Raw genomic sequence first — 26,516 nt, forward strand, 5'->3', positions numbered from 1 at the left:
CTAAGGCCCTGTTTTTTCTTTATAATTCTGTTCGCCCATCCAGGGCTCTGGACAGAGTAACCTCATCAATATATTCCAGGTCACCGCCCACAGGCACGCCGCTGGCGATACGGGTGACTTTAATTCCCGCCGGCTTAATCAGCTTGCTGATATACATTGCCGTCGTCTCCCCTTCCAGACTGGAGTTGGTAGCAATAATCACCTCATCCACATCCCCCTGAAGGCGGTGCATCAGCTCCTTTAAGCGGATATCTGCCGGTCCGATGCCAAGCATAGGAGATATGGCTCCGTGCAGGACATGGTAAACGCCATGGTATTTCTGGGTCTTTTCATAAGCCGCCAGATCCCTGGGCGTCTCTACCACCATGATTGTCTTTTTATCCCTGGTCTCATCGGCGCAGATAGGACAGATATCCTGATCCGACAGATTGCAGCAGCACTTACAGTAGCGCACGTTGGTCCGGGCATCAATGATGGCTTTCGACAGGCTTTCCACCTGATCCACCGGCATATTCATGATATGAAAAGCCAGCCTTCCGGCTGACTTTGCACCAATTCCAGGCAGCTTCGATAATTCTTCGATCAAATGACTGATCTGCCCGCTGTAAAGATTCATTATAATCCAAAGCCCCCAAATCCGCCAAGTCCGCCGGTGATCTTAGCCATGGATTCCTGGGAAAGTTCCTCGATCTTGCGGAATGCCTCGTTTGTGGCAGCCACAATAAGATCTTCAAGCATCTCAATATCATCTGGATCAACGACCTCCGGGGACAGCTTTACAGAAACGACTTCTTTCTTGCCGGATACACGGACAGTAACCGCTCCGCCGCCGGATGAAGCTTCAACTTCCTTTTCCTCAAGCTCTTTCGTCGCTTCTTCCATCTGACGCTGCATTCTCTGAGCCTGTTTCATAAGATTATTCATGTTTCCCGGCATTCCGCCCGGAAATCCTCCACGTTTTGCCATATTATATCCACCTTTCTGAACTATTGCGTAAAATTATTCTACTCATCTTCAAAAGTAAAGTCAACACCTGAAAGATTAACTTTTGACGGAATAAAAAAATCATTTTCCTGTTTTTCCTGCTCCCGGATCAGTGTTGAAACAACCTGTACATGCTTTCCAACACGGCTCTCGATGACCTTTTCTAAAGCCGCTCTGTGTTCTTCCTGGTCAAAATAGGCTTTGTTCATAGATTCATTAAATCCCAGAACAAGGGTGTTATCCTTTCCGGCGGCCACCTGGGCGTTTTTAAGCATGATCCCCATACTTACAGGGACGTCGGATATGATCCGCCCCCACTGGCCAATCACCGCCTTTAAGTCTTCAGGCGCCGCATCCAGCGTTTTTCCGGCGTTTTCCTCAGTCTGAATGCCGCGGTCCGGCAAAGACGGGTCTAAACTATAATCCTGCGCCACCCCGCCGCTGCCTGGACTTCCGGCCATAAAAGTTCCCTGGGCCATATGGCGCTCTAAGTTTTCCAGCCGTTCTGACAGCGCTGCAAGCTGATTCTCCAGCGAGGCGTCTCTGCCTTCCATGGAAGGCTGACAAAGGCGCACAAGGGCCACTTCAATCAGAACTCTCTTCTGGCTGGAATAGCGGATCTGCCCCGACAATTCAGAAAAAACACGGATGTACCGCATGACCCGCCCATTATCAATCTTTTGAGCCTCCTCCTGCAAGGCCGCCAGATTTTCCGAGGAAATATCCAGAATATCCTCAAGATCGCCGGACCCCTGGACAAGGAGAAGATTTCTCAGGTACCAGATAAAATCTGTGACAAATTGAGTCAGCTCCCGGCCCTGGATCACCACTTCCTCCAGAAGCCGGACGGCCTCTGTAAATCGGCCAGCGTCAATACAGCGCAAAAGCCTGCTGAACACCGACGTATCCACAGCGCCCAGTACATCCAGCACGTTATCGTAGGTCAGCCGCTGTCCCAGATAGAAGGCAACGCACTGGTCTAAAAGGCTTAAAGCATCGCGCATAGAGCCATCCGCCGCCCGGGCGATATAGCGCACTGCCTTGTCTTCCACATCCAGGTTTTCCCGGCCGATCAGCTCTGTCAGACGCCCCGCGATGGTATCTATAGTAATACGCTTAAAATCATATCTCTGACACCGGGACAAAATCGTGATAGGAATTTTTGCCGCTTCGGTTGTCGCCAATATAAAGATCACGTAGGAGGGCGGTTCTTCCAGAGTTTTTAACAGGGCGTTAAACGCGCCGATAGACAGCATATGCACCTCGTCGATAATGTAAACTTTATATTTGCCTTCCGTGGGAGAATAGGTCACCTCATCCCGAATCTCACGAATATTGTCCACACCGTTATTGGAGGCCGCGTCGATCTCAATAACATTCATGGACGTCTGGGCGTTAATAGCCTTACACATCTCACATTCATTGCATGGACTCCCGTCCACCGGATGAAGGCAATTGACCGCTTTGGCAAAAATTTTTGCCACGGTGGTCTTGCCCGTGCCCCGGGTTCCACAAAACAGGTAGGCATGGCCGATACGATCCGCTTTGATCTGGTTCCTTAATGTTGTAACAATGTGGTCCTGTCCTTTCACCTCATCAAATTCTGAAGGACGCCACTTTCTATAAAGGGCCTGATAAGACATATCAGTCACCAAAACAGATGCCGAGATCCTTAGCCTGGCGGATGATCTCAGAGTTTGGATCGACAGTTTTCAGCTTTCCAGCCACATCTTTAAGAGCCACCGGCACAATAGAATCCCCCTTAAAAGCGACCATATATCCGTATTTTTCCTCAATGATCAGGCGTGCCGCCGCTGCGCCAAGGCGGGAGGAAACAACACGGTCATAGGAATCCGGACTTCCTCCTCTCTGAGTATGTCCGGGAACAACAATGCGCACTTCCTGTCCGAGCGCGTCCCCGATCTGCTTGCCGATCTCATAGGATACAGATGGGAACGGACTTGCCGCTTTTTTCTTGGCATACTCTTTTTTACTCAATTTTGCGTCCGCCTTTGAAATCGCGCCCTCAGCCACAGCAAGAATAGAGAACCGTTTGCCTAACTTATTTCTCCGTTTGATCGCCGCCAGCACATGGTCAATATCGTAAGGGATCTCCGGAAGCAGAATAATATCCGCCCCTCCGGCAATACCGGCATGAAGGGTCAGCCAGCCCACTTTATGTCCCATAAGTTCTACAACAAAAACACGCCCGTGAGAGTAGGCTGTCGTATGAATACAATCAATAGCGTTGGTCGCAATATCCACAGCGCTCTGAAAACCAAACGTCATATCTGTGCCATAAATATCATTGTCAATGGTTTTGGGAAGGGATACAATATTTAAGCCTTCCTCACTCAGCAGATTTGCTGTTTTCTGAGTTCCATTGCCGCCTAAAATAACAAGGCAGTCCAGCTTCAAATTCTGGTAAGTCTTTTTCATGGCTTCAACTTTATCAAAACCATTCTCTCCGGGAACACGCATTAACTTAAAAGGCTGACGGGATGATCCGAGAATGGTTCCGCCTTTTGTCAGGATTCCCGAAAAATCCGACGGCTTCATCAACACATAATCGTTGTACATCAGGCCCCTGTATCCTTCTTCAAAGCCAAAAATCTGCACTTCGTCATTATAATAATTGTATAAAGTCTTTGCCACACCCCGCATTGTGGCATTTAATGCCTGACAGTCTCCGCCGCTTGTAAGCATACCAACTTTTCTCATCTTAATCCCATCCTTTCACTGACCCTCGATTCATAACCGATGCCAAAACTGTACCGGCGTCACGCCGGCTTCTTTATACTTACTCTATCTCTAATCATATAGTAAAAAGCCCCCGATTTCAATCCTGATTTTACAATGAAAGCCCCGGACGGCGGCCAAGCGTCAGAGTGCGCTTGTGCGCAATGACGCTTGGACATCGGACGGGCAGACGGTATGAACGCGGGGGATGCCTCCGGTAATAAAGAACGCCTTATTCCCAAATAACATTGAATAAGGCGTATTCTGAAAATTCTTATTTATTATTTTAAATCCGTGCGTCCTGCTTCGAATCACACCCATAGACGTTACCTGTACAGTTAACTCGGCCCAGGCGCCCTCGCGGCACACAAAAGGTCCTGCTTAGTGCTGCTCCATTCCTGACCTGACACGGTTCACAGGTTTCTGTTGCGCGAGACCCAGGCGTCAACGCCACTTATACAGGGCTGCTCTACAGATGATGATCCTCGGCAAAGACATCACCCCTGCTGTAGCGGATTGCAGGTACAGGGCACCGCTATCTCCCCGGCTGCACGGAAGCTTTTTGACATCTTTACCACTTTATCAGTGCTTAATCAGTATAGCGGTTTTGAGGAGTGTTGTCAAGGGTCAAACCCTTCCTTTCTTTATTAGTGGAATCAGCCGCTTTCCAAGAAATGCCCCAACGATACATTTCACAATATCTCCAGGGATTGTCGCCAGAAAGCAGTAGATAAACAATGCCTGAAGCCCTATAGGATTTCCAAGATAAAAATTTCGGATCACATAATAGTAGGCCATTCCCACAGTATAGATCACGGCAAGTCCGGCAAAATTGGCCCCAAGAATGCGCCGGTATCCGGGATTACTTTTTTTGTGGGCAATAGTTCCGGTCACAAAAGCGCCGGCCGCAAACCCGATGAGATACCCGAAACTTGGCTGAAAAACATAGCCGATGCCGCCGCCCTGGGTAAAAATCGGCAGTCCGATAAGTCCCAGCAAAATGTAAATACACACGGACAGGCCGCCTATTTTGCCTCCCAGGAGCAGCCCTGCCAGCATTGTAAACATGTTCTGCATTGTAATCGGCAGCATAGGTATAGGTATGGTTATAAAAGCCCCCACCGCAATGAGGGCCACAAACATGGCGCACAAAATCATCTCTGTCGTTTTTGTTTTCTTCAAAACGTTTCCTCCTGTCACGGGACTTATCCCCCTTATTCCGTCATTTTTCTTAAATCAGGCGAATGCTGATCTCCCCGGAAGACAGGCAGTCTTTCTGTCCATCCGCATACTCAACTACAAGGCGGCATTCATCATCCACGTCCAGGGCGCGTGCCTTCTTTTGTCCCTCCGGCGAGATAACATTGATTTCTTTTCCGATGGCCAGACTCATGTCCCGGTATTTGTTTACATAGACGCTGTGATCTTTAGATATATAATAATTCATAAAATGATTGAGAAATGCTGCGGCGAGAGCATTTTTCCCATCTTTTTGCCGTTCTGTGAAAACCGATCCCGCAATCCGGGAGATTTCATCAGGGAACCCGCCCTGTGGGGCGTAGGCGTTTATGCCTATGCCAAGAACCGCATATTCCAGGCTGTTATTCTCCATGCCGAGGGACGCTTCTGTTAAGATCCCACAGACCTTTTTTCCGTCAATAAAAATATCATTGACCCATTTAATACCCGCAGGCCGTCCGGAAACCTCCCGGACAGCCTCACAGGCTGCCGCCGCAGCCATAGTGGTAATCTTCACCGCCCGATCCGGCGTAATCCCCTCCGGACGAAGGAGAATACTCATATAAATCCCTGTATTTTCCGGCGAGTAAAAGCTGCGCCCCAGCCGGCCTCTTCCGGCGGTCTGCCTGCCTGAGATCACTGTACAGCCTTCCCTGGCGCCCCCGTTGGCCTTCTCCCGCAGCCAGGAGTTGGTGGACGTCACCTCCGGAAGCACATTCAGTTGGATAGAACTGCAGGCTTCATTAAGATATTTTTGGATGCCCTGGGCTGAAAGAATATCCGTGTCCTCTGAAAGACAGTAGCCTCTGTTTGGCACAGCGTCAATAACATAGCCTTCGCTTCGCAGAGCGTTCACCCCTTTCCAGACTGCAGTCCTGGAAAGAGCCAGCTTATCCGCCAGCTCCTCCCCGGAAAAATAAATTCCTTTATGTTCCTCAAATAGAGCAAGAAGTTTTTCTTTCGTCGTCAATTTTTTCACCTCTGGTAATGAGGATAACATGGAACCCAAAGATTGTCAACCAATAATGCACTTGAAGTTGACAATAGACAAAATCTTTCAGATATAAGAAACCGGCAGGCCAGAAACTTTCACTTCCTTAAAATGTGCGCCGCCGGACACGCAAAAAAATATAGCAGCAATCTGATGATCACTGCTATATTTAAAAGGCTATTCTTTTTTATCCATATCTACAGGTTTAAAAACCGCCTGGCATTTTACATCAAGAATCATTTCGCAAGGATGCTCCCTAGTGTATGACGGCCATTGAGGAAGACCTGTCCCATTGGGTTTTCCCGATTTCATGAAATTCGTCCAGTAGGACACCATCGTCTCAGATAACTGATAGTCTGCTTCTGTCATAGGTCTCCAACATTTTCCAAGAGTTCCAAACATATACCACAGTTCGCTGCTGTGAAACGCCTGGGCGTTATCTCCCGGCAAATCCCTTGTAAAATAATAAACATAACATGGACTGTGGTGATTTTCTTCCATTTTCAAGGCCCAGCGCCGGCAGCCTGCCTGAAAGCGGCTGTCCCTTGCTAAAACCTCATCCAAAGTTACCGTCATATCATTTTTTGTTGTCCCGATTATCATGGGAACATCGGCAATCCGGCCTTCTTCCACAAGCTGGTCTTCCGAACCGGGAAATAAAACATGATTTTCCACAGGGGAGAACGCCAGCCCGCCTCCCATAGCACCTACCCGGGCATAGACTTTTTCCTGGATCTGGCACATCTCCGTTTCAGAAATGGCCCGAAATTCTTCAAGAGAATGGACTCCGGCAGCTTCCACAGCATAACCTCCCCGTTTTAACGCCTCATCCATTGGGATCAGTTTTCCAAGAAGCGCGGGATAGCTGGCACCGCTTTGCAGAATTGCTTTGGAAAACCTGCCCTTTTGGGACGGTATCGACAAGATTGCCTGTACGCTCATACAGCCGGCGGATTGGCCGAAAATCGTAATATTGTCCGGATCGCCGCCAAAAAACCGGATATTTTCCCGTACCCATTCCAGGGCTGTGATCTGGTCAAGAATCCCGTAGTTGCCGCAGGCGCGGCTGTCCTCTTTTTCAAGCCAGGGATGTGCAAGAAAACCGTAAATTCCCAGCCTGTAGTTAATGGTCACAAGGATAACACCTTTTTTGGCATACGCCTCTGTCCGAAAAGTGATTTCGTGGCCACAGCCGCCCATAAATGCGCCGCCATGAATATAAAAGGCAACCGGCATCAGAGTCTCTGATTTCTCTTTGGGCGTCCATATGTTTAAAAACAGGCCATTTTCAGAAGCGGGATTATTGCTGACCGGGTCCTGATGAAATTCCCGGGTCATCGGCGTCTCCGGGGCGTTGGACCAGTCCCGCTGCGCACTCTGATTGCCAAAATGATCCGCTTTTAAAACCTCTGTCCACGGTTCCGCTTTCTCGGGAGCTTTCCATCTCAGACCGCCCACCGGAGGTTTTGCGTAAGGAATCCCTTTATATACAACACACGCTCCCTCTTCAACGCCCTGAACCGGGCCGCTGTTTGTTTTTATAATCTCTGCTGCCATAAAAATCTCCTGTCCTTTTTACTGGGCCAGCCATTCATTAAGCTGTGCCTGATATTCCGCAATGATCTTGTCCGCGCCGGAACTCTTTAATTTCTCAATAAATTCATTATAGATGGCCTCATCTGCCATGCCTGTTCCCACCTGAGAATCATACTCGTTAATAATATTGGTAACCATACCAATCTCTGTGGATACCGCGCTGGTGTCGCAGGCAAAACCAAGATATGGTGAAATCGGCGCTGCGGCCATTGTTGCCTCCTCGATCTCATTTAAGTTTGCCGGTGATCCTTCCCATGGCGTTACCGCGAATTTATTGACTGCCATGTAATCCGCGCCGTGATATGCCGGATTTTCATTGCCCGGAATATAATGTGCCACACCGTCTTCGCCGATTTCATAATCCACACCTTCAATACCCCATGTCATAAGATTGGCAATACGGCTGTCGGCAAACATCATTTCCAGAAAAGTTACAGCAGCTTCCGGAGCCTGGGAATTTGTGGGCACCGCCCATGTAAATTTCGTCAGACTTGCTGTAGAAATAGGCATATCCATGATCTTGACAGCGGTCATATCTGTCCCGCAGGAAACGCTGGCGCTGGCCAGAGACGTAGGGCTGTTGTTGCTGTTAACCAGGTAAGCGAAGACAACATTGGATTTTACCAGCTCTCCCGCCATCTCCGCGCTGATGCCTACATCTTCATACATATATCCCTTCTCACACCAGCTTTTAAAACGTTCAAATGTCTTTTTATAGCCTTCTGTTTCGTAGTTCAGCTTAACCGTTGTATCCTCACCGGTAGGATCTACAGCGACCATAAACTGTGTATCCCCGAGACCATCGGCATATGTACAATCTGCAAAATTATCAGCATCCAGATAAGCTGTCTGTAAAGCGGAAATCTTACATCCAACTCCTGACAAATGCCCCCATTGGTCACTGTTTTTTACCGCCTCGAGAATTTCTTCAAATTCTGTAAAGGACGTCATGTTCTGGGCTTTCTCCAGCATTCCCAGATCTTCCAGCACATCGGTGCGCATATAGATATAAATACCGCTGGAAAAGTTCTGATAACAGGTCACGCCGTAAATATCTCCGTTTACCACAGTTCCCTTCATATAATCCCCAATACCCTCCAAGGTTCTGGGCGCGTATTCTTCCATCAGATCCGTAATATCCATAAGCTGTCCCTGGGCGGTCATAGCGCTGAAAGAACATGGCCCGCCGGGCAGTGTTATGAGAAGATCCACCGGCTCACTTGAAGACATCATTAAGGAAACCTGCTGTTCGTAACTTCCGATATCCATCTGTGTCAGATTTACGTGAATATTATATTCTTCTGTAATCTTATTGATCTCATCTGCCACGGCCTGAACGCCTGTACTGGCAGCTCCCATACTGCAATAATAGACATTGACATCTTCAATATCATCCCATGTCACATTATAGTCTCCTGTCTGTGAAGACGCCGTATCTGTCTGGGCCAAATCTGAAGCCTCACCGTTTTCTTCTGTTCCGGCAGCTTCTGTCTGGCTTTCTTCAGACACGTCTGTCCCCGCCGCAGACGACTCCTGAGATTCCGACTGACCACACCCGCAGATACCTGCCGCCAGCAATGAAGTCGCAAGGGCAGAAAATAACCATTTCTTATACATAAATATCCTCCTCTGATCTCATTGTAAAACCGTAAAAAACGGTATGTGATAACTCTGTCAGGTACCTGCTTTATATTCTTAATTATAGTCACTTGACAAAGAACTTCAATCTAAATATCATTATATTAATATAACAATTTCGTGATCTTTAAAGGAGGTTCCTATGATTTTCCAGGTCCACCCCTATGAGTATATTGAAAATCTCCCTCTGTATTTTCTCAATATTCACTATAATCATCTCCAGGAAGCGATCCACCGTCCGGTAGGCGCTGATCACTACCGGTGGTTTTTTTGTATCAAAGGAAACGGAGAGCTGATCGTCAATCATCAGCTCTCCGTTATTCGAAAAGGTATGGGTTTTTTTCTCCAGCCCCGGGAGGCACACGGCTATTATCCCACCTCATCCGACTGGACACTTCACCGTATCGCTTTTGACGGCGGCATCAGTAAGGCCCTTCTTAATCAACTCCATCTGACAGAATCCGGCTCCTACTATTTTTCAGATATCACACTATTTGACCGTTATATTTCACGGATCATGGATATCGAAGCCTCAGATCAGAAAAATAAAGGACTTACTCTGTCTGAAACCTGTTATCGTTTTCTTCTCGATACTGCCCGATGCGTGACCAAAACCCATTTTAATCCCGTATCGGAAAAAAATATGCTGGTCATTAAAATTACCTCTTATTTAGAGGATCACTACGCCGAAAATATCTCTCTGGACGAACTGGCGGTTCTTGTCAATTTGTCCCGGGATTATATGTGCGCCCTCTTTAAAAAAGCTACAAATTATACGATTATCGGATATCTGACTCATCTGCGCCTTGAACACGCCTGCAATCTTCTTTTACAGTATCCCGAAAAAACCGCTGCTCAGATCGGACAGCTGTGCGGCTTTTCCAGTCCCAGTTACTTTGGAAAGATTTTCAAAAAAGCTCTGGGGGTTACTCCTAATGGTTATCGCCAGAAAAGCCACAGGTTTTAAACTATTTTACCGGCCTTCCTTAACTTCCTGAAACTCTTTCTGGATCTGCTGAGATGGCTGGGGCGTCAGCAGGGACACCACAACAATACACAGACATGAGAAAATAAACGCGGGCAGAAGCTCGTAGATATCCCACACGCCGCCGAGAGGGCGCACCAGAAGATTCCACACAAAGACCATCACCGCGCCGCCGAGCATTCCGGCAATGGCGCCGGCTCTTGTAGTCCGCTTCCAAAACAGTGAAAACAGCATGAGAGGCCCGAAAGTAGCGCCAAACCCGGCCCAGGCAAAACTTACTATTGTAAAGATCACACTATTTTCATCCAGGGCAATAATAATCGCCACAACGGCAATGAGCAGCAGAGTCAGCCTGGATATATTCAGCACTTCCCTATCCGACGCTTTCTTTCTGAACAGGCCCTGGTAAATATTTTTAGCGAAGGCAGACGCCGCAATAAGCAAATAGGAGTCCGATGAACTTATGGTAGCCGCCAGGATTCCCGCCATAACAAAGCCGGCGATAAGGGGCGGCAGAAGGTTTGTGGAAAGAAGAATAAAAATATTCTCCGCCTCTGAAGATGTTGTCAGGGATGTAGGGAATAATGTCCTTCCCATAAGACCGATAAAAACAGCAATCGACAGAGAGATCACGACCCACACGGTGGCAATGCGGCGTGAACGCTTCAGTTCGCTCTCACGGCGGATCGCCATAAACCGGAGCAATACCTGGGGAACACCAAAATATCCAAGGCCCCAGGCAAGGGCTGAGGCAACAGGCAGGATACCATAGGACGCCGCCTCCCCAAAAAGAGGTGTGCCGCCGGCTGCCTGCTGTACACCGTCCACAGTCTCTGGAGTGGCAATTCCGAAGAAATCGAAAAATCCAGGAATCGACCGCACGTTATCAATAACAGCACCGATACCTCCTGCCGACACCGTTCCCACACATACAATGACAATAAGGGCAACGATCATAACAACCGCCTGCATAAAGTCAGAGGCGCTCTCCGCAAGAAAGCCTCCGATAATAGTATAGATCAGAACGAATACAGCGCCCACGATCATCATAGGAACATAGGGCATATCAAAGAGTGTTGAAAACAGTTTGCCGCAGGTCACCAGGCAGCTTGCCGCGTACACGGTAAAAAAGATGAGAATAAATACCGCCGCCATAGTCATAATCACTTTACGTTTCTCATGGAAACGATTTGAAAAATATTCCGGGATAGTGATGGCGTTGGCCTTCTCACTGTACCGGCGCAGCCGCCTGGATACGATGAGCCAGTTAATGTAAGTTCCGGCAGCCAGGCCGATGGCTGTCCAGGCCGCGTCAGCGATACCGCACCAGTAGGCAACGCCGGGCAGGCCCATGAGCAGCCATCCCGACATATCTGACGCCTCCGCGCTCATGGCCGTCACCCACGGCCCAAGGCTTCGCCCTCCGAGAAAATAGGCGTCGGAGCTGGCGTTTGCCTTTCTCGCAAAAGTCACTCCCAAAATAATGACCGCTGCCATGTAGATCACCATGGCAATCAGAATTTGTAATGTGTCTCCCATTCCATTAGTCCTTTCTGTGTTCTATACCTTAATAGAGTATCATGGTATATTTATTTATGCTTTTTGCATAATTATGTCATTGATTATAAACACTTTCCAGGGTTTTTGCAATTATTTTCCAGAATTTTTTTACAAAAACAGAATATTTATACATTTTCCGGACAAGGGGCGAAAAAAAATACCCTCACCCGGACGGAATTTCGGATGGGGGTATTTTAATTTCATACCATTCATTCGCCAAACTTAATTTTTATATAATCTTTTATGACCTGCACGCATTTTTCCCGGCCCACCCGGTCGCTGTTCAGCACCATATCGTAATTAATGGGGTTCGTCCAGTCCTTCCCGGAGGTATAATACCGGTAATACTTCGCCCGGTATTTATCTGTAGACTGGATCAGATAATTGGCCCTCTTTTCCGAGACGTGCATTTTCTCCATAATAGATTTTACGCAGGCAGCCCTTGGCGCTTCTATGTAAACACTGATAACATTATCATAATCCCGGAGAATATCATCCGCGCATTTTCCGATAATAATACAGCTTTCGGTTTTCGCCAGGGTGCGGATGATTTCCGCCTGGATATTAAACACATTGACATCGGACGTAAAGTCTTTTTCCATAGGCTCCAGGACATTACTTGTGGGAGGCATCCTCCGGAGGAAAGTGGTCAGGTATCTGCCCCGCAGCTTTTCATCCGTTTCAACGAAAACGCTTTCGTCAATGCCGCTCTGGTCCGAGGCCATGGTCAGAATCTGGCGCTCATAACAGGGGATCCCCAGTTCTTTTCCCAACCGGGTTCCAATATCTTTTCCGCCGCTGCCAAACCCCCGGGCAATCGTAATGACATAATTTTTCATGGATTTATACACCCTCCAATTTATACGCCCTTTGCGTCTGCTTTAAGGACAGCGTTCAGCATGACGGACGCCCCCTCGGTACAGTGTTCCAAAGACGAATACTCCGGCTCACAGTGGGATAAGCCGTCTTTGGACTGAACAAAGATCATGGTGGCCGGAAGCATATAAGCGGCAAACTGAGCGTCATGGCCGGCGCCGGAATGGATGTACATATGGGAAATTCCCAGTTCTTCGGCAGCTTCATTGACATAGCCCACCAGCCGTTTATTCCAGTAAACAGTGTCACGGTTCCAGGCTTTTTCCACTTTGCAGGTACATCCCGCCCAGGTTTTGTCAGCGCAGCTCTTTACAATCGCCAGTACCTGATCCAGCACTTTGGGATCTTCGTGTCTTGAATCAAAGGAAAAATCAAAGTAGTCCGGTACGCAGGTATGCACACACGGATGACACACCACTTCTCCGGTCGTATACACCAGTTCCGGATATCCCAGTTTGTCAATCTCCTCATGGAGATAGCAAAGCGCCTGGGCCGCGGCATAGAAAGCGTCTTTCCGTTTTGGCATAGGGAATGTTCCGGCATGGGTCGTCTGACCGTAAAATTTCAGGCGATAGTTAAACATTCCAAGGACGCAGTCAACAACACCGATATCTTTTCCGTTATCTTCAAGAATGGGGCCCTGCTCAATGTGAGTCTCAAAATAGCACTGGTATTTTTCAGGGGAGAGACGGTACTTTTTATCCCCTTTAAATCCGGATTTTTCCAGAGCTTCGCCAAAAGTACTGGTATTATCCAGGATGCTTTTGGAGTTCATCATATCTTCATACTTAAATCCGCTGCGGATATCTTCGGGCAGATAGTCATAGCAGACAATCCCGGAACACATCATCGCCGGGGGATAAAGAGAACCTTCCTCGTTTGTCCAGATCATCGCGGTGAGAGGGTGTTTGTGAGGAATCTTCTGATCCACAACAGTTTCAAGGACTTCCATGGCGGACATAACCCCAAGGATCCCATCATAATTACCGCCGTTTTTTACAGAATCACAGTGGGAGGCCATAACGATCCGCTTCGCGCCGGGGTCACTTCCCGGTATGGTGGCGTACATATTGGCCACGTCATCAATTTCAATGGTGGCTCCAATGGCCTCCATACGCTTTCTGAACTCATTTCTGGCCATAATGGCCTCCGGAGAGAGGGAATAACGGGTAATTCCCCCATGACCGGCATCTCCAAACCTGGAAAATGTTTTGATCTTATCTTCCATTCTTTCCAAACTGCATGTATACATAATCTGCACCTTCTTCTTTCTATTTTTCTACGCGGGCGCCCGCTGTAATGGAACCAGTGGGGCAGGCAAGGCCGCAAAGCTGACAGCCCACGCACTTTTCAGGATTAAGTACGGGTTGGCGATCCCCGTTCATATGGAGGGCCTGGTGGCCGCCGTCAAAACAGGAAAGATAACATCTTCCACATCCCACACAGGTATCCCGGTGAAACCTGGGATATTCAATAGTGTGGCGGTTGACGTCATCGGCGGGGACAAGATTTGGCAGGGCCTTTCCCACAATCTCTTTTACTGAGGCCGCGCCGATGCGGTTCAGGTAATGGGTCATGCCATCAATCATATCTTCAATGATCCGGTAACCGTACTGCATAACGGCGGTGGTCACCTGAATGGTTTCGCAGCCCAGGGCCAGAAATTCCGCCGCGTCCCGCCATGTCTCAATACCGCCCATACCGCTGATGGGTACGCTTTTTAAGTCCGGGTCCTGTTTCATATCCTGGATAAAGCGCAGAGCCACAGGTTTAACTGCTTTACCAGAATAACCGCCCACCGCCGACTTTCCATCCACATCCGGAGCGGAAACAAAAGTCTCAAGATCAATATTCATGACGCTTTTAATGGTATTGATGGCTGCCAGGCCATCAGCTCCGCCTTCCACCGACGCCTTTGCCGGTATCTCCATGGATGTGATGTTGGGGGTCATTTTAGCCAGAATGGGAAGTTTTGTCCCCCTCCGGGCAGCCGCCGTGTAAGTTTTTACAAGCTGGGGATTCGTTCCCACATCACTTCCAAGGCCCTTGCCTACCATCTGTGGACAGGAGAAATTGCATTCGATAATATCCGCCCCCGCTTCCTCCATGAGCCGGGCCAGAGTCGTCCACTCTCCCTCGTTTTGTCCCATAATAGAGGCAATGATCACCTTTGTGGGATAATCTTTCTTTAACTGTCTCACATACCCCAGATTTTCTTCCAGGGTGTGATCGGAAATCTGCTCAATGTTTTTAAACCCTACAAAAGGATTTCCTTCCTTTTCAAGGGCGGCAAACCGGGGCGACGCTTCCTGGGGAACAAATAAGCCAACGGTCTTAAAGGCCACTCCCGCCCAGCCCATATCAAAGGCTTTGGCTACCATTTCATAATTGCTCCCCACCACAGAGGATGAGAGAAAAAACGGATTCTCACAGGGAACACCGCAAAACTCAATGGAAAGATCCACGGCCTTTTCCTTCAAAACGGGCGCCGCTGCCATTGAGAATATGTCGGGGATATCAATGCCCCGATCCAGCCTTCCCCGCAGGCAGGCATCCACACACGGGGCCTTACACCCGGCGCATGGGTCAGCTTCCTTTAACTTTGCCGCCGCTCCCACCGGATTTTCAAAACGAAGGGAGCGGATAATATCTGCCACCGGCAGTTTCTTTGGACAGGCGCCGCTGCAGGGAGCGTTTTCACAGAGAAAGCATCTGGCGGCCTCGCTTTTGATTTTTATCTGTTCATATGCCATGGGTCTGTCCTCCCTTTATTTTTCTTATTTATGACTCCGTTTTACATACTGGCCCATTCCGGGTTTTCCCACAAAATTTCCGTTATCATAGACCAGCTTTCCACGGAGATAGGTCTGTACCGGATAACCATGGAGCTTTTTGCCTTCCCAGATGGTATGGTCGTAATCCGAATGCATATTTTTTACGCTGATGGTAAAGTCTTTATCTTTATCATAAATCACAATATCCGCATCCTTGCCTACGGCGATGGCGCCTTTGTTATCGCAGCCAAAAATCTTTGCCACATTGGTGGCGCAGACTTCCACGACCCGCTCAAAAGAAATCTTTCCGGAATTCGCCGCGTCCAGCATATAGGGATAAAGATTTTCCACGCCGGCGCAGCCGTTGGGAATTTTTGTAAAATCATCTTTGCCCCAGTCCTTTTCATAACTCTGGAACGGACAGTGGTCTGTGGCTACCGTGTCGATAAAGCCGGATTTTAAAGCCGTCCACAGGGCGTCCTGGCTTTCCTTGCCTTTCATTGGCGGCGAACATACGAAATTCCGGCCGTCCGGTCTTTTATATACATCGCAGGTAAATTCAAGATACTGCGGGCAAGTCTCCACATAAACGGTATGACCTTCTTCTTTTGCGCGGATACAGGCCTCAAGTCCTTCCTTATCGGCCATATGCACCAGATACACCGGGGTTTCCAGATGGCTCGCCCAGTGAACCACCCGTTTGTCGGCTTCCGCCTCCACAAACTCCGGACGGCTCATGTAATGATACCATGCCGATGTTTTTCCTTCTTTTAAATACATTTCGGTGCGCAGATCAATGAGATCCGGATTCTCGGCGTGAACATTAATCAACGCTCCCAACTCTCTGGCTCTGAGAAGAAGTCTGGTCAAAGTTCCGTCGTCCACCATCATGCCTTCCTTTTTGTACACAAGGAAGCACTTAAAACTGGTGATCCCTTCTTCAACGGCCTGCGCCATCTCATCCAGGATCTCGCCGCCGTTAAGATCGGTAATGCAGCAGTGAAAGGCGTAATCACAGCAGGCGTCCCGCTCAAGGATTTCTTTTTTGGAGTTGACCAGCCCCAGAATCGTCTCCCCTTTATGCTGTACCGGGTAATCAAATATCGTTGTAACTCCGCCGCAAACCGCCGCCCTTGTTCCTGACAGGTAGCTGTCCGCCGATACAGTTCCCCCAAACGGCATGGCCATATGGGTATGGGCGTCCAGGGCGCCGGGCAGAACAAGTCTGCCGGACGCGTCCACCACCTGATTTGCTGTCACCGGAAGGTTTTTCCCAATCGCCGCGATTTTTCCGCCATCCACAGCCACATCCGCCTCAAAACTTCCGGAGGCTGTAACGACGGTTCCACCCTTGATTAATAATTCCATAAATATCCATCTCCTCTTTATTTTCTGAAGTTATCATACTTATAAACTAATGTCATACCGGATCTCTGGAAAATCTGAGCGACTTCTACAAGATTCATTCCGCCAGCGTTGGCAACCGCCATATTTGTCGGCCATGTTACGCCGAAATCAACGGTACCGTTGTTTACGGCAGTGGTCTCGGAGATATCTCCGCCGCCGGATACAATATTGACTTTCAGGCCGACTTCATCATAATAGCCTTTGGCGTCCGCCACATAGTAACCCATAAACTGTGCCTGAGGCAGCCACTTTAACTGGATGGATACTTCATTTTTCTCAACATTAAACTTACCGTCTGTGGAAGCCATAGCCGCGTCATACAAACTGGAGTCACAGATATCATCCACTGTCAGGGCGGCAAATGCTTCCTGAGCCGAGGAATCATCCAAAGTTACATATTGCTGGGCGATATCCAATGTCTGTTTCATGGCAGCATCGTCAATCTTACCAATATCCGTCACTGTGTTGCCATTCATATCGGTTTCAACAAGTTTTGCCACTTCGCTGGCCATATATTTCTGATGATCCTGGGATACGGAAGAACCTGCCTCATAAACAATCTGAGCCGCTTCATCGGGATGTTCTACCGCATACTGCCATCCTTTAATGGAAGCGTAAAGGAATGCTTTTACCGTTTCCGGATTTTGGGCGGCAAATTCTTTTGTACAGAAAATATTATCCTCCAGCATAGCCACACCTTCATCATTCATATCAATGTAGCCGACAGTATCGCCGTAGCCGTAAGCGCCGTCATAACTGTTTTTAACAAGACCAAGTTCATTGTAAGTCATGGCCGATGCCAGGGTGCTGGTATCATCGTCAAAGGCATCCATGGTAAAGTCCTCGCTGAGATATTCCAGAGGAAGATCATACTTTGCCAGAAGGGCCAGGATCTCATACTGATTGCCAATACCCCAGTTGCTGATCTTACCCTCACCGGAGGCTTTGCGGATAATTTCCTCGCTGCTCATAACATCGCCGGGAGCGCCACTGCTCTCCTCGCCGGAGGCTGTGGATGTTGTCCCCTCTGTGGCGGCTGAGGTTTCCGGAGCTGTTGTATCGGCGGCGGTACTGCCTGTTGACGAACTGCCGGAAGATGAACCGCACCCTGCAGCCATCAGTGTAAGTCCCATCGTTGCCGCAAGCACTGCGTTTATCATTTTTACTGTTCTCTTTTTCATGGTCATTTCCTCCTATTTTCAATAAATCTATACTCAACTCCATATCAGTGATATCTTCGGAGAAGAATACTCTGCGCGATCATCAGCACCACATAGGCCGCGACGCCCAGCAGACAGGCTGCCGCGATATACGCCCAGGCTGTGGGATACTGAGCCAGAACAATATTTTCACGGATCTGCCGGCCCACGCCGATAATATATTCCGCGAAATACTCGCTGACAATAGCTGTAATAATACTCGACGGAACAGATACTTTAAGGGCGGTAAAAATATAGGGCACGGAATTGGGAAGCTGGAGCTTCACAAACACCGTCCGCTTTTTCGCCGCGTATGTGTCCATCAGATCCATGGCGTAAGGTTTAAGCTCTGTCAGTCCCCGGTAAGCGTTAAGACACATATTGGCGGCGGCAATGAGCATAACTACCAGTATTTTTGCCACCATGCTCCGCACACTGGCCACATCGGAGACGTCTTTGGTCCAGTTGTTCATCACCGGCGCTAAAGCTACCACAGGGATGGAAGCGAAAGCTCCGATCACCGTCAGTCCGCCTTTTCCCACTCTCGGGCAAAGGGCGGCAAATATGGCCACACCATAACCTAAAAGGCTTCCAATGAGAAGTCCCACAAAGGCCACCGTCATGGTCGCCACCGAGTTGTCCCAGATCTTATCCAGGTTTTCCCCGAAAATCTCTCCGATGCGGGTCAGCAGGGGAAGGGTAAATGTATTGGTCCTCAGCAAATGGTGCAGGGCCTGACTCTGCCACAAAATGACAATAACAACGCCAAGGAGTACAGGCATGACGATGGTTGCCGCGGACTGGGCCTTTGAATTTTCTTTAAACCGCTGATAAAGGGTTTTCGGTCGTTTTATTTTCTGTGTTGTCTGTGCCATCCTAACTCCTCCTTTTTGAACACATCCGGGCCCGGCGGTCATACACATAGTCCTTTGCGGCCTCCGGGGCTTTCGCGGCTTTCATTTTCCGGTCTTCCCGTTTCGCTTTACGAATGACTCTCTTTTCCGGAGAAATAAGGGCCTCGATCCAGGACATTAAATGGGTGCTTAAAATTCCGATAAAAGCGCTGAAAAATACAATAAGCCAGAATACATAAATGGACATGGCGTGTTTTAAAGACTGAGAAAGCATACAGCCAAGACCGCCGTCTCCCTGAAGGGTATCTACAAGAATGGATGCTGTAATAGCCATTGGCGCCGCGATCTTTGTCCCGGTGAAAAAGTAAGGGATCGCGGAAGGGATCAGCACTTTTGTGTAGATGGTCCGTTTTTTTGCCGCGTATGTATACATCAGGTCGTATTTATCCCGGCTGACGGATTTAAAGCCTGCCAGCGTATTGGTAGCCACCGGATAAAAACTCAAGATGGCGGCAATGATAATACGGCTTTTGTTAATATCTCCCGTAATGGATAATACAATGGGCGCCAGCCCAAGGACGGGAATGAGCTGGATCAGCATCAGATAGGGGAACAGCATTTTTTCAAGAAGTCCCGACATTTTCATGATGAGGGCCAGCAAAAATCCGGCGGCGATACCAAGTAAAAATCCGAGAAGGGATCTTAAAATTGTGGCTCTGGCGCTGGTCAGCACTATCATAATGGCCGTCATTCCCGAGGAGACTTCTTTCGGGGAAAATATGGCCGCCACAATCTGATACAGATGGGGCAGAATATTTTCCGGGGTGCGCTTTGTGGCCGCTACAATACAGGCCGCGATTTCCCAGACAATAATAATGGCGATGATCCACAAAAGGGTTGAGGCCCATTTATGATCAAAAATTTTATTGACTTTTTTTACCATCAGACGCTTCCCCCTTCAAATTTGCCCCGAACCTCATAGACCAGTTCGTTAAAGTGTTCGCTTTCTTTCATCTCCAGCGTTCTCGGTCTGGGAAGATCCACATCCACGACAGCCGACAGCCGCCCCGGATGGGGGGATAACACGCAGATCCGGTCGGAAAGGAATACCGCTTCCTGAATATTGTGGGTGACAAACACAACCGTCTTATTGGTCTGCCGCCAGATGCGCAGAAGATCTTCGTGAAGTTTTTCTTTTGTAAATTCATCCAGAGCGGAGAACGGTTCATCCATTAAAAGCAGTTCCGGACGGATGCCAAAGGCCCTAGCAATATTGACTCTCTGCTGCATTCCGCCGCTTAACTGGTTGGGAAAATGGTTGGCAAAGCCTTTCAGTCCTACCATTTCCAACATTTCGTCCGCCCGCTTAGAGCGGTCTTCCTTGGACTGATACATAATCTCCAGAGGCAGCTCCACGTTCTTTTTAACGGTTCTCCAGTCAAAGAGTACCGGCTGCTGAAATACAAATCCGAATTTCTGCTGAAGCCGGATCTCTTTTGGGGTCATCCCGCTGATCCTTACGGTGCCTTCCGTTGGTTCCTGCAGGTCCGCGATGGTTCGCAGCAGCGTCGTCTTACCACATCCGGAAGGTCCAAGTAAAGAAATAAACTCCCCCTTGCAGATATCAAGATTGACGCCGGTCAGAGCCTTAACGTCATTTCCCGCGTTATCTTTAAAGGTAACTCCCAGATCCCTGATCTGTATTTCCACTTCTCTTTCCTTTAATTCACTCATCTTGTTCCCTCCTTGTCGGGTGTTTCTATACCATACAGGAATCCTGCCGGATCCCCGATACATTCAACGGAATGTCCTGTTGAATAAAAAAAACGGCGCCAGAGCTTTTTTAACTGGCTCCGTTGCCGTTTTTGTATATTTGCAAGTATAAGTTTCTGTAAATGCTTTTTCAATATTCTGGAGCACAAACCTTTTTGTGCTCCAGCACATAGATTTTAGGTCCCATCATAAATTTTGCGGTATAATTCCATACAGTCTTCTTTGGTCACTGTTTTTCGCGTATTCGCCGGACTTCCCGAAGCTACCGCGTCCTCAGCCATTTTTTCAATGACCGGATAAAATGCATCTTCCTCAATGCCATAGTCTCTGAGGGTTGGAACTTCACAAATCTGACATAACTTTTCAATCTCTTTCAGAAGGGCTTTGGCGGCGGTTTCATCACAATCTTTATCCGTGGCCGCGCCAATGGCTCTGCCCAGAGCCCCAAAGCGCTCCCAGGCTCCATCCATGGCAAATCCCAGGCATTCTTTTAAAAGCATGGCGTTGCTCAGTCCATGGGGGACGTGAAACAGGGCGCCAATGGGACGGCTCATGCCATGGACCAGGGTCACGCTGGAATTATTAATGCAGATTCCCCCTTCCAGGGCAGCGATGGACATTTCCTCCCTGGCAGCGGCGTCATAGCCGTTGGCGTAGACAGCGGGAAGGTACTTCATAATCTTTGTAACCGCGTCAACCGCAAGAATATCGGTGAGCGGCGACGCTTTCTTTGATGTGTAGGCCTCCACCGCGTGGGTCAGGGCGTCCAGGCCGGTGGCCGCTGTGACACTTTTGGGCATATCAATGGTAAAATCCGAATTGACAACAGCGATGTCCGGCACAAGGCAGTCCCCTTTTAAGAGCATTTTAATATCCTTATCCTGGTCGGTGATAATGGTAAACCGGGTTGCCTCGGACCCGGTGCCCGAGGTGGTGGGTATGGCCACGATCCCCGGCGTCTTTCCCGTCATTTCTTTTCCGTTATAATCAGCGATCTTTCCATCGCCAACAGCCATAGCGGCGATGGCTTTGGCGGAATCCAGCGGGCTTCCGCCGCCAATGCCAATGACAAACTGGCAGCCGGTCTTTTTATACAGAGCCAGACCGGTTTCAATCATGGCATCCGTGGGTTCCCCGGTAATGCCGTCGAATACATAATAGGGGATCTGAGCCCCTTCCAGCGCCTTTTTAAGCTGCTGCATCATAGGAGATTTTCCCACATGCTTTCCGGTGACAATAAAAGCTCTGCCGCCCCATTCTTTAATGTAAGGCATGGCCTCAGCAAGAGCAGTATTTCCAATGAAAATATGAGATGGTATCGCGAAATGAGCCATAGCCGCCCTCCTTTCCGATTTTATAAAAATTCCCGATCTACAATTCCAAGGACTTCATCCATTTTTTCCATTTCCTCTGTCAGCTGCGCCTCAGTAATAATCAGAGGCGGGCATACAAAGATCATGTTTTCATGGGAATAGGTCATAAATTTCCGCGCTTTCAGAAGTCCGACAATCTTGCTCATAATTCCCTCAGGGTCTTTGCCGTAAGACACCAGGGCTTCTTTCGTCTTTTTATCTTTAACCAACTCCACGCAGGAGAACAGGCCGATATAGCGCACATCGCCCACACAGGCGTGTTTTTCTTTGAATTCTTCCAGCTTTTCACCCAATACTTTTCCTACTTTATTCACATTGTCCAAAATATTGGCTTTTGTGTAATAATTAACGCAGGCAACGCCGGCAGCGCAGGCCAGAGGATGTCCGCTGTAAGTCAGTCCGCAGGATAAAACATGATCGTCAAAATACGCGGCGATCTTACTGCTAACGGCAACGCCGCCAAGCTGTACATAGCCACAGGTTACGCCTTTGGCAAACGTTACAAGATCCGGCACCACATCAAAATTCTCAAAGGCAAACATCTTCCCTGTCCGGGCCCACCCGGCCATAACTTCGTCGCAGATCATCACAATGCCGAACTCATCGCAGATTTTCCGCACACCCGGCAGATAACCTTTCGGCGGGATAATAATGCCGTTGGAACCGGTAATCGTTTCAATGACAATGGCGGCTACCTGATCCGGCCCTTCATAAATCACCTGCTCCCGCAGCTTTGCCAGATAATAGTTTGTCGCTTCTTCCTCAGACTTAAACTCAATCGGCTCGCGGTAAATATAAGGATCAAAAAACTTTATAAATCCGGGGATGCCCGGCTCCAGAGGATAACGTCTGGGCTCGCCGGTGAGATTTCCCGCGCCAAAAGAAGAACCGTGATAACTGCGGTAACGGCTGAAAATTTTCTTTCTTCCCGTATACATCCGGGCGATCTTAATGGCGTTTTCATTAGCGTCAGCGCCGGCGTTTGTAAAAAAGACCTTGCCGAAAGTGTCCGGCAAAAGATCAATAATCATCTTAGCCAGGGTCACTCTGGACTCTGCCGCGAAGGACGGGCCGATGAAGCAATACTGGTCTACCTGTTTTTTGATCGCCTCCCCAATATCAGGATTGCCGTATCCCAGATTCATGTTAACCAGCTGGGACGACATGTCGGTGTAGCGGTTGCCGTCGTAGTCATAAAAATAAATCCCTTCCGCTTTTTCCACCGGAATGGGATCTAACCCTCCCTGTCTGCTCCATGACTGAAGGACATACTTTTTCGCGTTTTCTTTTATTTCCTGTGATGTCATAACTATCAACCTCCCTTTCCGCCCTTTTGCGGGCGCTGGCATTTCATTTTTTTGATAGTCCCAATTATAACCGTCAGGAAGAATAAAACAATAAACTGTGACCCAAAGTTTCTTGTGCTGGAGCACAATCCTTTCTTTTCTGACTAAAAACCCTTGAAAATATAAAAAAACATGTTAAAATCTCTTTTAAAACAAGATGTTGAGGTCAAATAGACACGCTTTTTCATACAAGTATAAACGCGTGTCTATTTGACCCTGGTATCATAACAAAAAAGGCAACGGTGTCTGGAAAAGAAACCGTTGTCTTTTTCTTTTTACGGGGGAGGAGTTTCAATGGCCATCGAACTACAGAGATTAATGGAAAAGGTCGCCCACATGGATGTGACCCTGGTCGCCGGGGAAGGCGGTCTTCACAATCATGTCAGCTGGGTACATATGGTAGAAACCATGGAAGCCTCAGATTTCCTGGAAGGCGGCGAGATCGCCTTTTCTACAGGCCTCGGGCTGAGCAAGGGCCTGTCTTTGCTGACTCTGATCCAATATATTTACAGGAAAAACGCCGCCGGGATGATCGTAAACACCGGCCCTTTTATCAGCAGCATTCCCCAGGAAGCGATTGATTATTGCAATGAACATGACTTTCCTCTTTTTGTTGTCCCGTGGAAAGTCTATCTGGCTGAAATTATGCGCATTTTCTGCTACGCCATTACAAAAGATGACCAGAAAGCGATCCAGACCGCCGCCGCCTTTAAAAATGCCATTCAATTTCCAAAACAGGAAGAACTTTATGTGGTTCCCCTGTCCCAGGAAGGCTTTCAGGTCAACTGGAAATACTCGGTCTGTCTTATTAAACCGGAACATTATACAGGAAATCCCGGGGAACGTCTGTCCCAGCTTTTAACCAGCATTTCCAATTTTTCCCGACGTAAATATGAAAAATGCGCCGTATTTATCAACGACAAAGAGCTGGTTATTGTCCTCGCGGCTGACTCTGACAATGAACTTTCTGAGATCATTAACAGCATCCGCTCCCACACCCTGTCCGTGCTTGCCGGAGATGAAACGATAACCATGGGCTGCGGGAAACTGACCAAAAGCCTGCGCTGTATCTATAAAAGCTACCGTCAGGCAAAGGCGATCCAGCAGCTTCAGGAAAAAGGAAAAATTGACCCGTCGCTGATCTTTTACACCGATATGGGCATTTACAAATTGCTTATGGCCATTGATGACAAGGAAATCATCCTGGAATACTACGACAGGACGATCGGTCCTCTCGCCGACTATGACCGGGAAAATAACTCTGATCTTACCGCTGTACTCCGGTCTTATCTGAATCACAACGGCAGTGTGAAAGAGACTGCCGATGAACTCTATGTCCACCGCAATACAATAAATTACAAACTGAACAAAATTTCTGAACTGCTCCATATGGATCTGTCCCGGCTAAACAACCGCCTGCAGCTCAGCGTGGGCTTTATGCTGCAGGATATGCTTTAATATTTTTGTCTTCATTCAGCCTTTGACAGCGCCCGCCGCCACACCTTTAATAATGTGCTTCTGGCAGGCCAGGTAGAATATAATCACAGGGATGACCGCCAGGATCAGCGCTGCCATAATCGCACCCATATCCACCCGGCCGTAGCTTCCTTTCATGTACTGAATGGCAATAGAGATGGTCTTAAACTTATTTAGATCCAGAACGAGATAAGGAAGAAGGAAATCGTTCCAAATCCACATTGTCTCCAAAATACCTACGGAAATGTAAGTAGGCTTCATAATGGGAAGTACCACATTGAAGAACGTCCGTACAGGGTTACAGCCGTCAATCAGGGCCGCCTCCTCTATTTCCGTGGGAATGGATTTGACAAAACCGCAGAACATAAACACCGCCAGTCCCGCTCCAAATCCCAGATATATGATAATAATGCCCCAGGGCGTATTCAGCCGGGTTCTGTCGGCCACCAGAGACAGGGTAAACATAACCATCTGGAATGGCACAACCATGGAAAAGACACACAACAGATACAAGGCTTTTGTAAACCGGCTCTTAACTCTTGTAATATACCAGGCACACATGGAGGTGCATACAAGGATGACCACCACTGAACCCACAGTGATAAACACTGTCCAGCCCACAGAGCTGAGAAGATCATATTTATTAATAGCCGTCAGATAGTTTTCGATGCCGTTCCATGTCTTTTCTGTAGGCAGTGCAAAAGGTTCCTTATTGATATAAACCTTTTCTTTAAAAGAGTTCATAAACACGATCAGGATCGGCGCGATATAAATCAGGCCGAGAACTGTAAAGAAAACAGTCCCTGCGGCGCTTAACAGTTTCTTTTTCATTTACTGCTGCACCTCCTTTGACCGGGTTGCCCTAAGCTGGATCAGGCCGATAGCTACAACAATAACAAAGAATATAACTGCTTTGGCCTGCCCGACGCCCTCCCAGCCAGTACGTCCGTAGAACGTATTAAAAATATTTAACGCCATCATCTCTGACATTTTCGCAGGTTCGCCCGCGGTCAGGGAGAGGTTCTGGTCAAAGAGTTTAAATCCGTTTGTGATGGATAAAAACATACAAATTGTTATAGACGGCATCATCATGGGGATAGTTACCCTGAAAAGTTTCTGAATACGGGAAGCCCCGTCAATCTGAGCCGCCTCCATCACATCACCGGGAATCGCCTGAAGTCCGGCAATATAAATAATCATCATATATCCGATCTGCTGCCAGCTTACCAGAATAATCAGGCCCCAGAATCCATACCACTCATTTAATCCAAGAGCTGTACTGTATCTGGACAGTATACCGTTGAAGATAAGCTGCCATATATATCCAAGGACGATACCGCCGATAAGATTTGGCATAAAGAAAATAGTCCGGAAAATATTAGTTCCTCTCAATTTCTGGGTCAACGCCAGCGCCAGGGCAAAGGCAAGGACATTGATCACAATCAGGGATGCCACCGCGAACAAGGCAGTATACCAGAAGGAATGCCTGAAAATAGTGTCTTTAAATGCTTCCACATAGTTTGATAATCCCACAAATCTGGCGTCTGTTACGGTAGTAAATTCGCAAAATGACAGCCCTATGCCCATAACAAAAGGAATGATAAAACCCAGTATAAACGCGAAGAAAGTAGGAAGTACAAAAATCGGCATATAGCGCCGCATTGCTTTTTCCATAAAATTGGCCTCCTTTTAAAAAGCGGCGTTCA

At 48.2% G+C, this 26,516-nt stretch carries 23 protein-coding genes and 1 other RNA gene; 2 read left to right on the forward strand and 22 right to left on the reverse strand.

Annotation, left to right across the window (positions count from 1 at the left end):
* Nucleotides 1-19: 19 nt before the first annotated feature.
* From recR to HNP82_RS16055, 9 genes are all read right to left on the reverse strand, one after another.
* Nucleotides 20-616 (reverse strand): recombination mediator RecR, encoded by a 597-nt coding sequence (recR, locus tag HNP82_RS16015; protein ID WP_183776353.1) that lies wholly within the window; start codon nucleotides 614-616, stop codon nucleotides 20-22.
* Nucleotides 616-966 carry a YbaB/EbfC family nucleoid-associated protein gene (locus HNP82_RS16020; RefSeq protein WP_183776355.1) on the reverse strand — a complete coding sequence of 117 codons (351 nt, stop codon included), beginning with the start codon at nucleotides 964-966 and terminating at the stop codon, nucleotides 616-618. The genes recR and HNP82_RS16020 overlap by 1 nt, the downstream gene beginning before the upstream one ends.
* Nucleotides 967-1,004: 38 nt before the next feature.
* Nucleotides 1,005-2,627 carry a DNA polymerase III subunit gamma/tau gene (gene dnaX, locus HNP82_RS16025; RefSeq protein ID WP_183776356.1) on the reverse strand — a complete coding sequence of 541 codons (1,623 nt, stop codon included), beginning with the start codon at nucleotides 2,625-2,627 and terminating at the stop codon, nucleotides 1,005-1,007.
* 1 nt (nucleotide 2,628) lies between these two features.
* Nucleotides 2,629-3,705, reverse strand: a complete 1,077-nt coding sequence (locus HNP82_RS16030) for a 6-phosphofructokinase (protein ID WP_183776357.1) — start codon at nucleotides 3,703-3,705, stop codon at nucleotides 2,629-2,631.
* A gap of 310 nt (nucleotides 3,706-4,015) precedes the next feature.
* Nucleotides 4,016-4,278, reverse strand: an RNA gene (gene ffs, locus HNP82_RS16035) — signal recognition particle sRNA large type.
* A 72-nt stretch (nucleotides 4,279-4,350) separates the two neighbouring features.
* Complete coding sequence (locus HNP82_RS16040) at nucleotides 4,351-4,905, reverse strand: biotin transporter BioY (protein WP_243164822.1); 555 nt, start codon at nucleotides 4,903-4,905, stop codon at nucleotides 4,351-4,353.
* A 49-nt stretch (nucleotides 4,906-4,954) separates the two neighbouring features.
* Complete coding sequence (locus HNP82_RS16045; RefSeq protein ID WP_183776358.1) at nucleotides 4,955-5,932, reverse strand: biotin--[acetyl-CoA-carboxylase] ligase; 978 nt, start codon at nucleotides 5,930-5,932, stop codon at nucleotides 4,955-4,957.
* Between the two features lie 198 nt (nucleotides 5,933-6,130).
* Nucleotides 6,131-7,510, reverse strand: coding sequence for a carboxylesterase/lipase family protein (locus HNP82_RS16050; protein ID WP_183776359.1), 1,380 nt, complete (start codon nucleotides 7,508-7,510; stop codon nucleotides 6,131-6,133).
* Nucleotides 7,511-7,528: 18 nt separating this feature from the next.
* Nucleotides 7,529-9,166 (reverse strand): ABC transporter substrate-binding protein, encoded by a 1,638-nt coding sequence (locus tag HNP82_RS16055; protein WP_183776360.1) that lies wholly within the window; start codon nucleotides 9,164-9,166, stop codon nucleotides 7,529-7,531.
* Nucleotides 9,167-9,329: 163 nt separating this feature from the next.
* On the opposite strand from HNP82_RS16055, the gene HNP82_RS16060 reads away from it, so the two are divergent.
* The gene (locus HNP82_RS16060) at nucleotides 9,330-10,154 is read left to right on the forward strand and encodes an AraC family transcriptional regulator (protein WP_183776361.1); all 825 of its coding nucleotides are present in this window, start codon (nucleotides 9,330-9,332) and stop codon (nucleotides 10,152-10,154) included.
* 6 nt (nucleotides 10,155-10,160) lie between these two features.
* Here the strand turns inward: HNP82_RS16060 and putP are convergent, their stop codons facing one another.
* The 11 genes from putP to HNP82_RS16115 all read right to left on the reverse strand — a co-directional run bounded on the left by putP (nucleotide 10,161) and on the right by HNP82_RS16115 (nucleotide 23,295).
* Entirely contained in the window at nucleotides 10,161-11,711 is a 1,551-nt protein-coding gene (gene putP, locus HNP82_RS16065; protein WP_183776362.1) for a sodium/proline symporter PutP, read from the reverse strand.
* 230 nt (nucleotides 11,712-11,941) lie between these two features.
* Nucleotides 11,942-12,571, reverse strand: coding sequence for a cytidylate kinase-like family protein (locus tag HNP82_RS16070; protein WP_183776364.1), 630 nt, complete (start codon nucleotides 12,569-12,571; stop codon nucleotides 11,942-11,944).
* Between the two features lie 20 nt (nucleotides 12,572-12,591).
* Nucleotides 12,592-13,860, reverse strand: coding sequence for a Zn-dependent hydrolase (locus tag HNP82_RS16075; RefSeq protein WP_183776366.1), 1,269 nt, complete (start codon nucleotides 13,858-13,860; stop codon nucleotides 12,592-12,594).
* A gap of 19 nt (nucleotides 13,861-13,879) precedes the next feature.
* The gene (gene preA, locus HNP82_RS16080) at nucleotides 13,880-15,361 is read right to left on the reverse strand and encodes an NAD-dependent dihydropyrimidine dehydrogenase subunit PreA (protein WP_183776368.1); all 1,482 of its coding nucleotides are present in this window, start codon (nucleotides 15,359-15,361) and stop codon (nucleotides 13,880-13,882) included.
* 24 nt (nucleotides 15,362-15,385) lie between these two features.
* Nucleotides 15,386-16,750 (reverse strand): dihydropyrimidinase, encoded by a 1,365-nt coding sequence (gene hydA / locus HNP82_RS16085; RefSeq protein ID WP_183776370.1) that lies wholly within the window; start codon nucleotides 16,748-16,750, stop codon nucleotides 15,386-15,388.
* 17 nt (nucleotides 16,751-16,767) lie between these two features.
* Nucleotides 16,768-17,970 (reverse strand): ABC transporter substrate-binding protein, encoded by a 1,203-nt coding sequence (locus HNP82_RS16090; RefSeq protein WP_243164823.1) that lies wholly within the window; start codon nucleotides 17,968-17,970, stop codon nucleotides 16,768-16,770.
* Between the two features lie 44 nt (nucleotides 17,971-18,014).
* On the reverse strand, nucleotides 18,015-18,863 hold the full coding sequence (locus tag HNP82_RS16095; RefSeq protein WP_183776372.1) for an ABC transporter permease: 849 nt from the start codon (nucleotides 18,861-18,863) through the stop codon (nucleotides 18,015-18,017).
* A gap of 1 nt (nucleotide 18,864) precedes the next feature.
* Nucleotides 18,865-19,785: an ABC transporter permease gene (locus tag HNP82_RS16100; RefSeq protein WP_183776374.1), complete on the reverse strand. Its 921-nt coding sequence runs from the start codon at nucleotides 19,783-19,785 to the stop codon at nucleotides 18,865-18,867.
* The gene (locus tag HNP82_RS16105; RefSeq protein ID WP_183776376.1) at nucleotides 19,785-20,576 is read right to left on the reverse strand and encodes an ABC transporter ATP-binding protein; all 792 of its coding nucleotides are present in this window, start codon (nucleotides 20,574-20,576) and stop codon (nucleotides 19,785-19,787) included. The genes HNP82_RS16100 and HNP82_RS16105 overlap by 1 nt, the downstream gene beginning before the upstream one ends.
* A gap of 215 nt (nucleotides 20,577-20,791) precedes the next feature.
* Nucleotides 20,792-21,949, reverse strand: coding sequence for an iron-containing alcohol dehydrogenase (locus HNP82_RS16110; protein WP_183776378.1), 1,158 nt, complete (start codon nucleotides 21,947-21,949; stop codon nucleotides 20,792-20,794).
* A gap of 20 nt (nucleotides 21,950-21,969) precedes the next feature.
* Complete coding sequence (locus tag HNP82_RS16115) at nucleotides 21,970-23,295, reverse strand: aminotransferase class III-fold pyridoxal phosphate-dependent enzyme (RefSeq protein ID WP_183776380.1); 1,326 nt, start codon at nucleotides 23,293-23,295, stop codon at nucleotides 21,970-21,972.
* Between the two features lie 333 nt (nucleotides 23,296-23,628).
* Here HNP82_RS16115 and HNP82_RS16120 point away from each other — a divergent pair, with 333 nt between their 5' ends.
* The gene (locus HNP82_RS16120; RefSeq protein ID WP_183776382.1) at nucleotides 23,629-24,792 is read left to right on the forward strand and encodes a PucR family transcriptional regulator; all 1,164 of its coding nucleotides are present in this window, start codon (nucleotides 23,629-23,631) and stop codon (nucleotides 24,790-24,792) included.
* A 15-nt stretch (nucleotides 24,793-24,807) separates the two neighbouring features.
* Here HNP82_RS16120 and HNP82_RS16125 read toward each other — a convergent pair whose 3' ends face one another.
* Together HNP82_RS16125 and HNP82_RS16130 are read right to left on the reverse strand one after the other, a co-directional pair.
* Nucleotides 24,808-25,641 (reverse strand): carbohydrate ABC transporter permease, encoded by an 834-nt coding sequence (locus HNP82_RS16125; RefSeq protein WP_183776383.1) that lies wholly within the window; start codon nucleotides 25,639-25,641, stop codon nucleotides 24,808-24,810.
* On the reverse strand, nucleotides 25,642-26,484 hold the full coding sequence (locus tag HNP82_RS16130; RefSeq protein ID WP_183776384.1) for a carbohydrate ABC transporter permease: 843 nt from the start codon (nucleotides 26,482-26,484) through the stop codon (nucleotides 25,642-25,644).
* Between the last annotated feature and the right edge of the window lie 32 nt (nucleotides 26,485-26,516).

Source organism: Catenibacillus scindens (assembly GCF_014202115.1).
Taxonomy (GTDB): Bacteria; Bacillota; Clostridia; order Lachnospirales; family Lachnospiraceae; genus Catenibacillus; species Catenibacillus scindens.

What these genes read in the sequence shown, in the direction of transcription:
- putP (WP_183776362.1), bottom strand. Translation starts at nt 11,711, where the DNA reads ATGGGAGACACATTACAAATTCTGATTGCCATGGTGATCTACATGGCA.
- HNP82_RS16060 (WP_183776361.1), top strand. Translation starts at nt 9,330, where the DNA reads ATGATTTTCCAGGTCCACCCCTATGAGTATATTGAAAATCTCCCTCTG.
- HNP82_RS16075 (WP_183776366.1), bottom strand. Translation starts at nt 13,860, where the DNA reads ATGTATACATGCAGTTTGGAAAGAATGGAAGATAAGATCAAAACATTT.
- HNP82_RS16100 (WP_183776374.1), bottom strand. Translation starts at nt 19,785, where the DNA reads ATGGTAAAAAAAGTCAATAAAATTTTTGATCATAAATGGGCCTCAACC.
- HNP82_RS16130 (WP_183776384.1), bottom strand. Translation starts at nt 26,484, where the DNA reads ATGGAAAAAGCAATGCGGCGCTATATGCCGATTTTTGTACTTCCTACT.
- hydA (WP_183776370.1), bottom strand. Translation starts at nt 16,750, where the DNA reads ATGGAATTATTAATCAAGGGTGGAACCGTCGTTACAGCCTCCGGAAGT.
- HNP82_RS16020 (WP_183776355.1), bottom strand. Translation starts at nt 966, where the DNA reads ATGGCAAAACGTGGAGGATTTCCGGGCGGAATGCCGGGAAACATGAAT.
- dnaX (WP_183776356.1), bottom strand. Translation starts at nt 2,627, where the DNA reads ATGTCTTATCAGGCCCTTTATAGAAAGTGGCGTCCTTCAGAATTTGAT.
- HNP82_RS16070 (WP_183776364.1), bottom strand. Translation starts at nt 12,571, where the DNA reads ATGAAAAATTATGTCATTACGATTGCCCGGGGGTTTGGCAGCGGCGGA.
- HNP82_RS16095 (WP_183776372.1), bottom strand. Translation starts at nt 18,863, where the DNA reads ATGGCACAGACAACACAGAAAATAAAACGACCGAAAACCCTTTATCAG.
- HNP82_RS16090 (WP_243164823.1), bottom strand. Translation starts at nt 17,970, where the DNA reads ATGAAAAAGAGAACAGTAAAAATGATAAACGCAGTGCTTGCGGCAACG.
- HNP82_RS16050 (WP_183776359.1), bottom strand. Translation starts at nt 7,510, where the DNA reads ATGGCAGCAGAGATTATAAAAACAAACAGCGGCCCGGTTCAGGGCGTT.
- HNP82_RS16030 (WP_183776357.1), bottom strand. Translation starts at nt 3,705, where the DNA reads ATGAGAAAAGTTGGTATGCTTACAAGCGGCGGAGACTGTCAGGCATTA.
- HNP82_RS16125 (WP_183776383.1), bottom strand. Translation starts at nt 25,641, where the DNA reads ATGAAAAAGAAACTGTTAAGCGCCGCAGGGACTGTTTTCTTTACAGTT.
- HNP82_RS16115 (WP_183776380.1), bottom strand. Translation starts at nt 23,295, where the DNA reads ATGACATCACAGGAAATAAAAGAAAACGCGAAAAAGTATGTCCTTCAG.
- HNP82_RS16120 (WP_183776382.1), top strand. Translation starts at nt 23,629, where the DNA reads ATGGCCATCGAACTACAGAGATTAATGGAAAAGGTCGCCCACATGGAT.
- preA (WP_183776368.1), bottom strand. Translation starts at nt 15,361, where the DNA reads ATGGCATATGAACAGATAAAAATCAAAAGCGAGGCCGCCAGATGCTTT.
- HNP82_RS16105 (WP_183776376.1), bottom strand. Translation starts at nt 20,576, where the DNA reads ATGAGTGAATTAAAGGAAAGAGAAGTGGAAATACAGATCAGGGATCTG.
- HNP82_RS16110 (WP_183776378.1), bottom strand. Translation starts at nt 21,949, where the DNA reads ATGGCTCATTTCGCGATACCATCTCATATTTTCATTGGAAATACTGCT.
- recR (WP_183776353.1), bottom strand. Translation starts at nt 616, where the DNA reads ATGAATCTTTACAGCGGGCAGATCAGTCATTTGATCGAAGAATTATCG.
- HNP82_RS16055 (WP_183776360.1), bottom strand. Translation starts at nt 9,166, where the DNA reads ATGTATAAGAAATGGTTATTTTCTGCCCTTGCGACTTCATTGCTGGCG.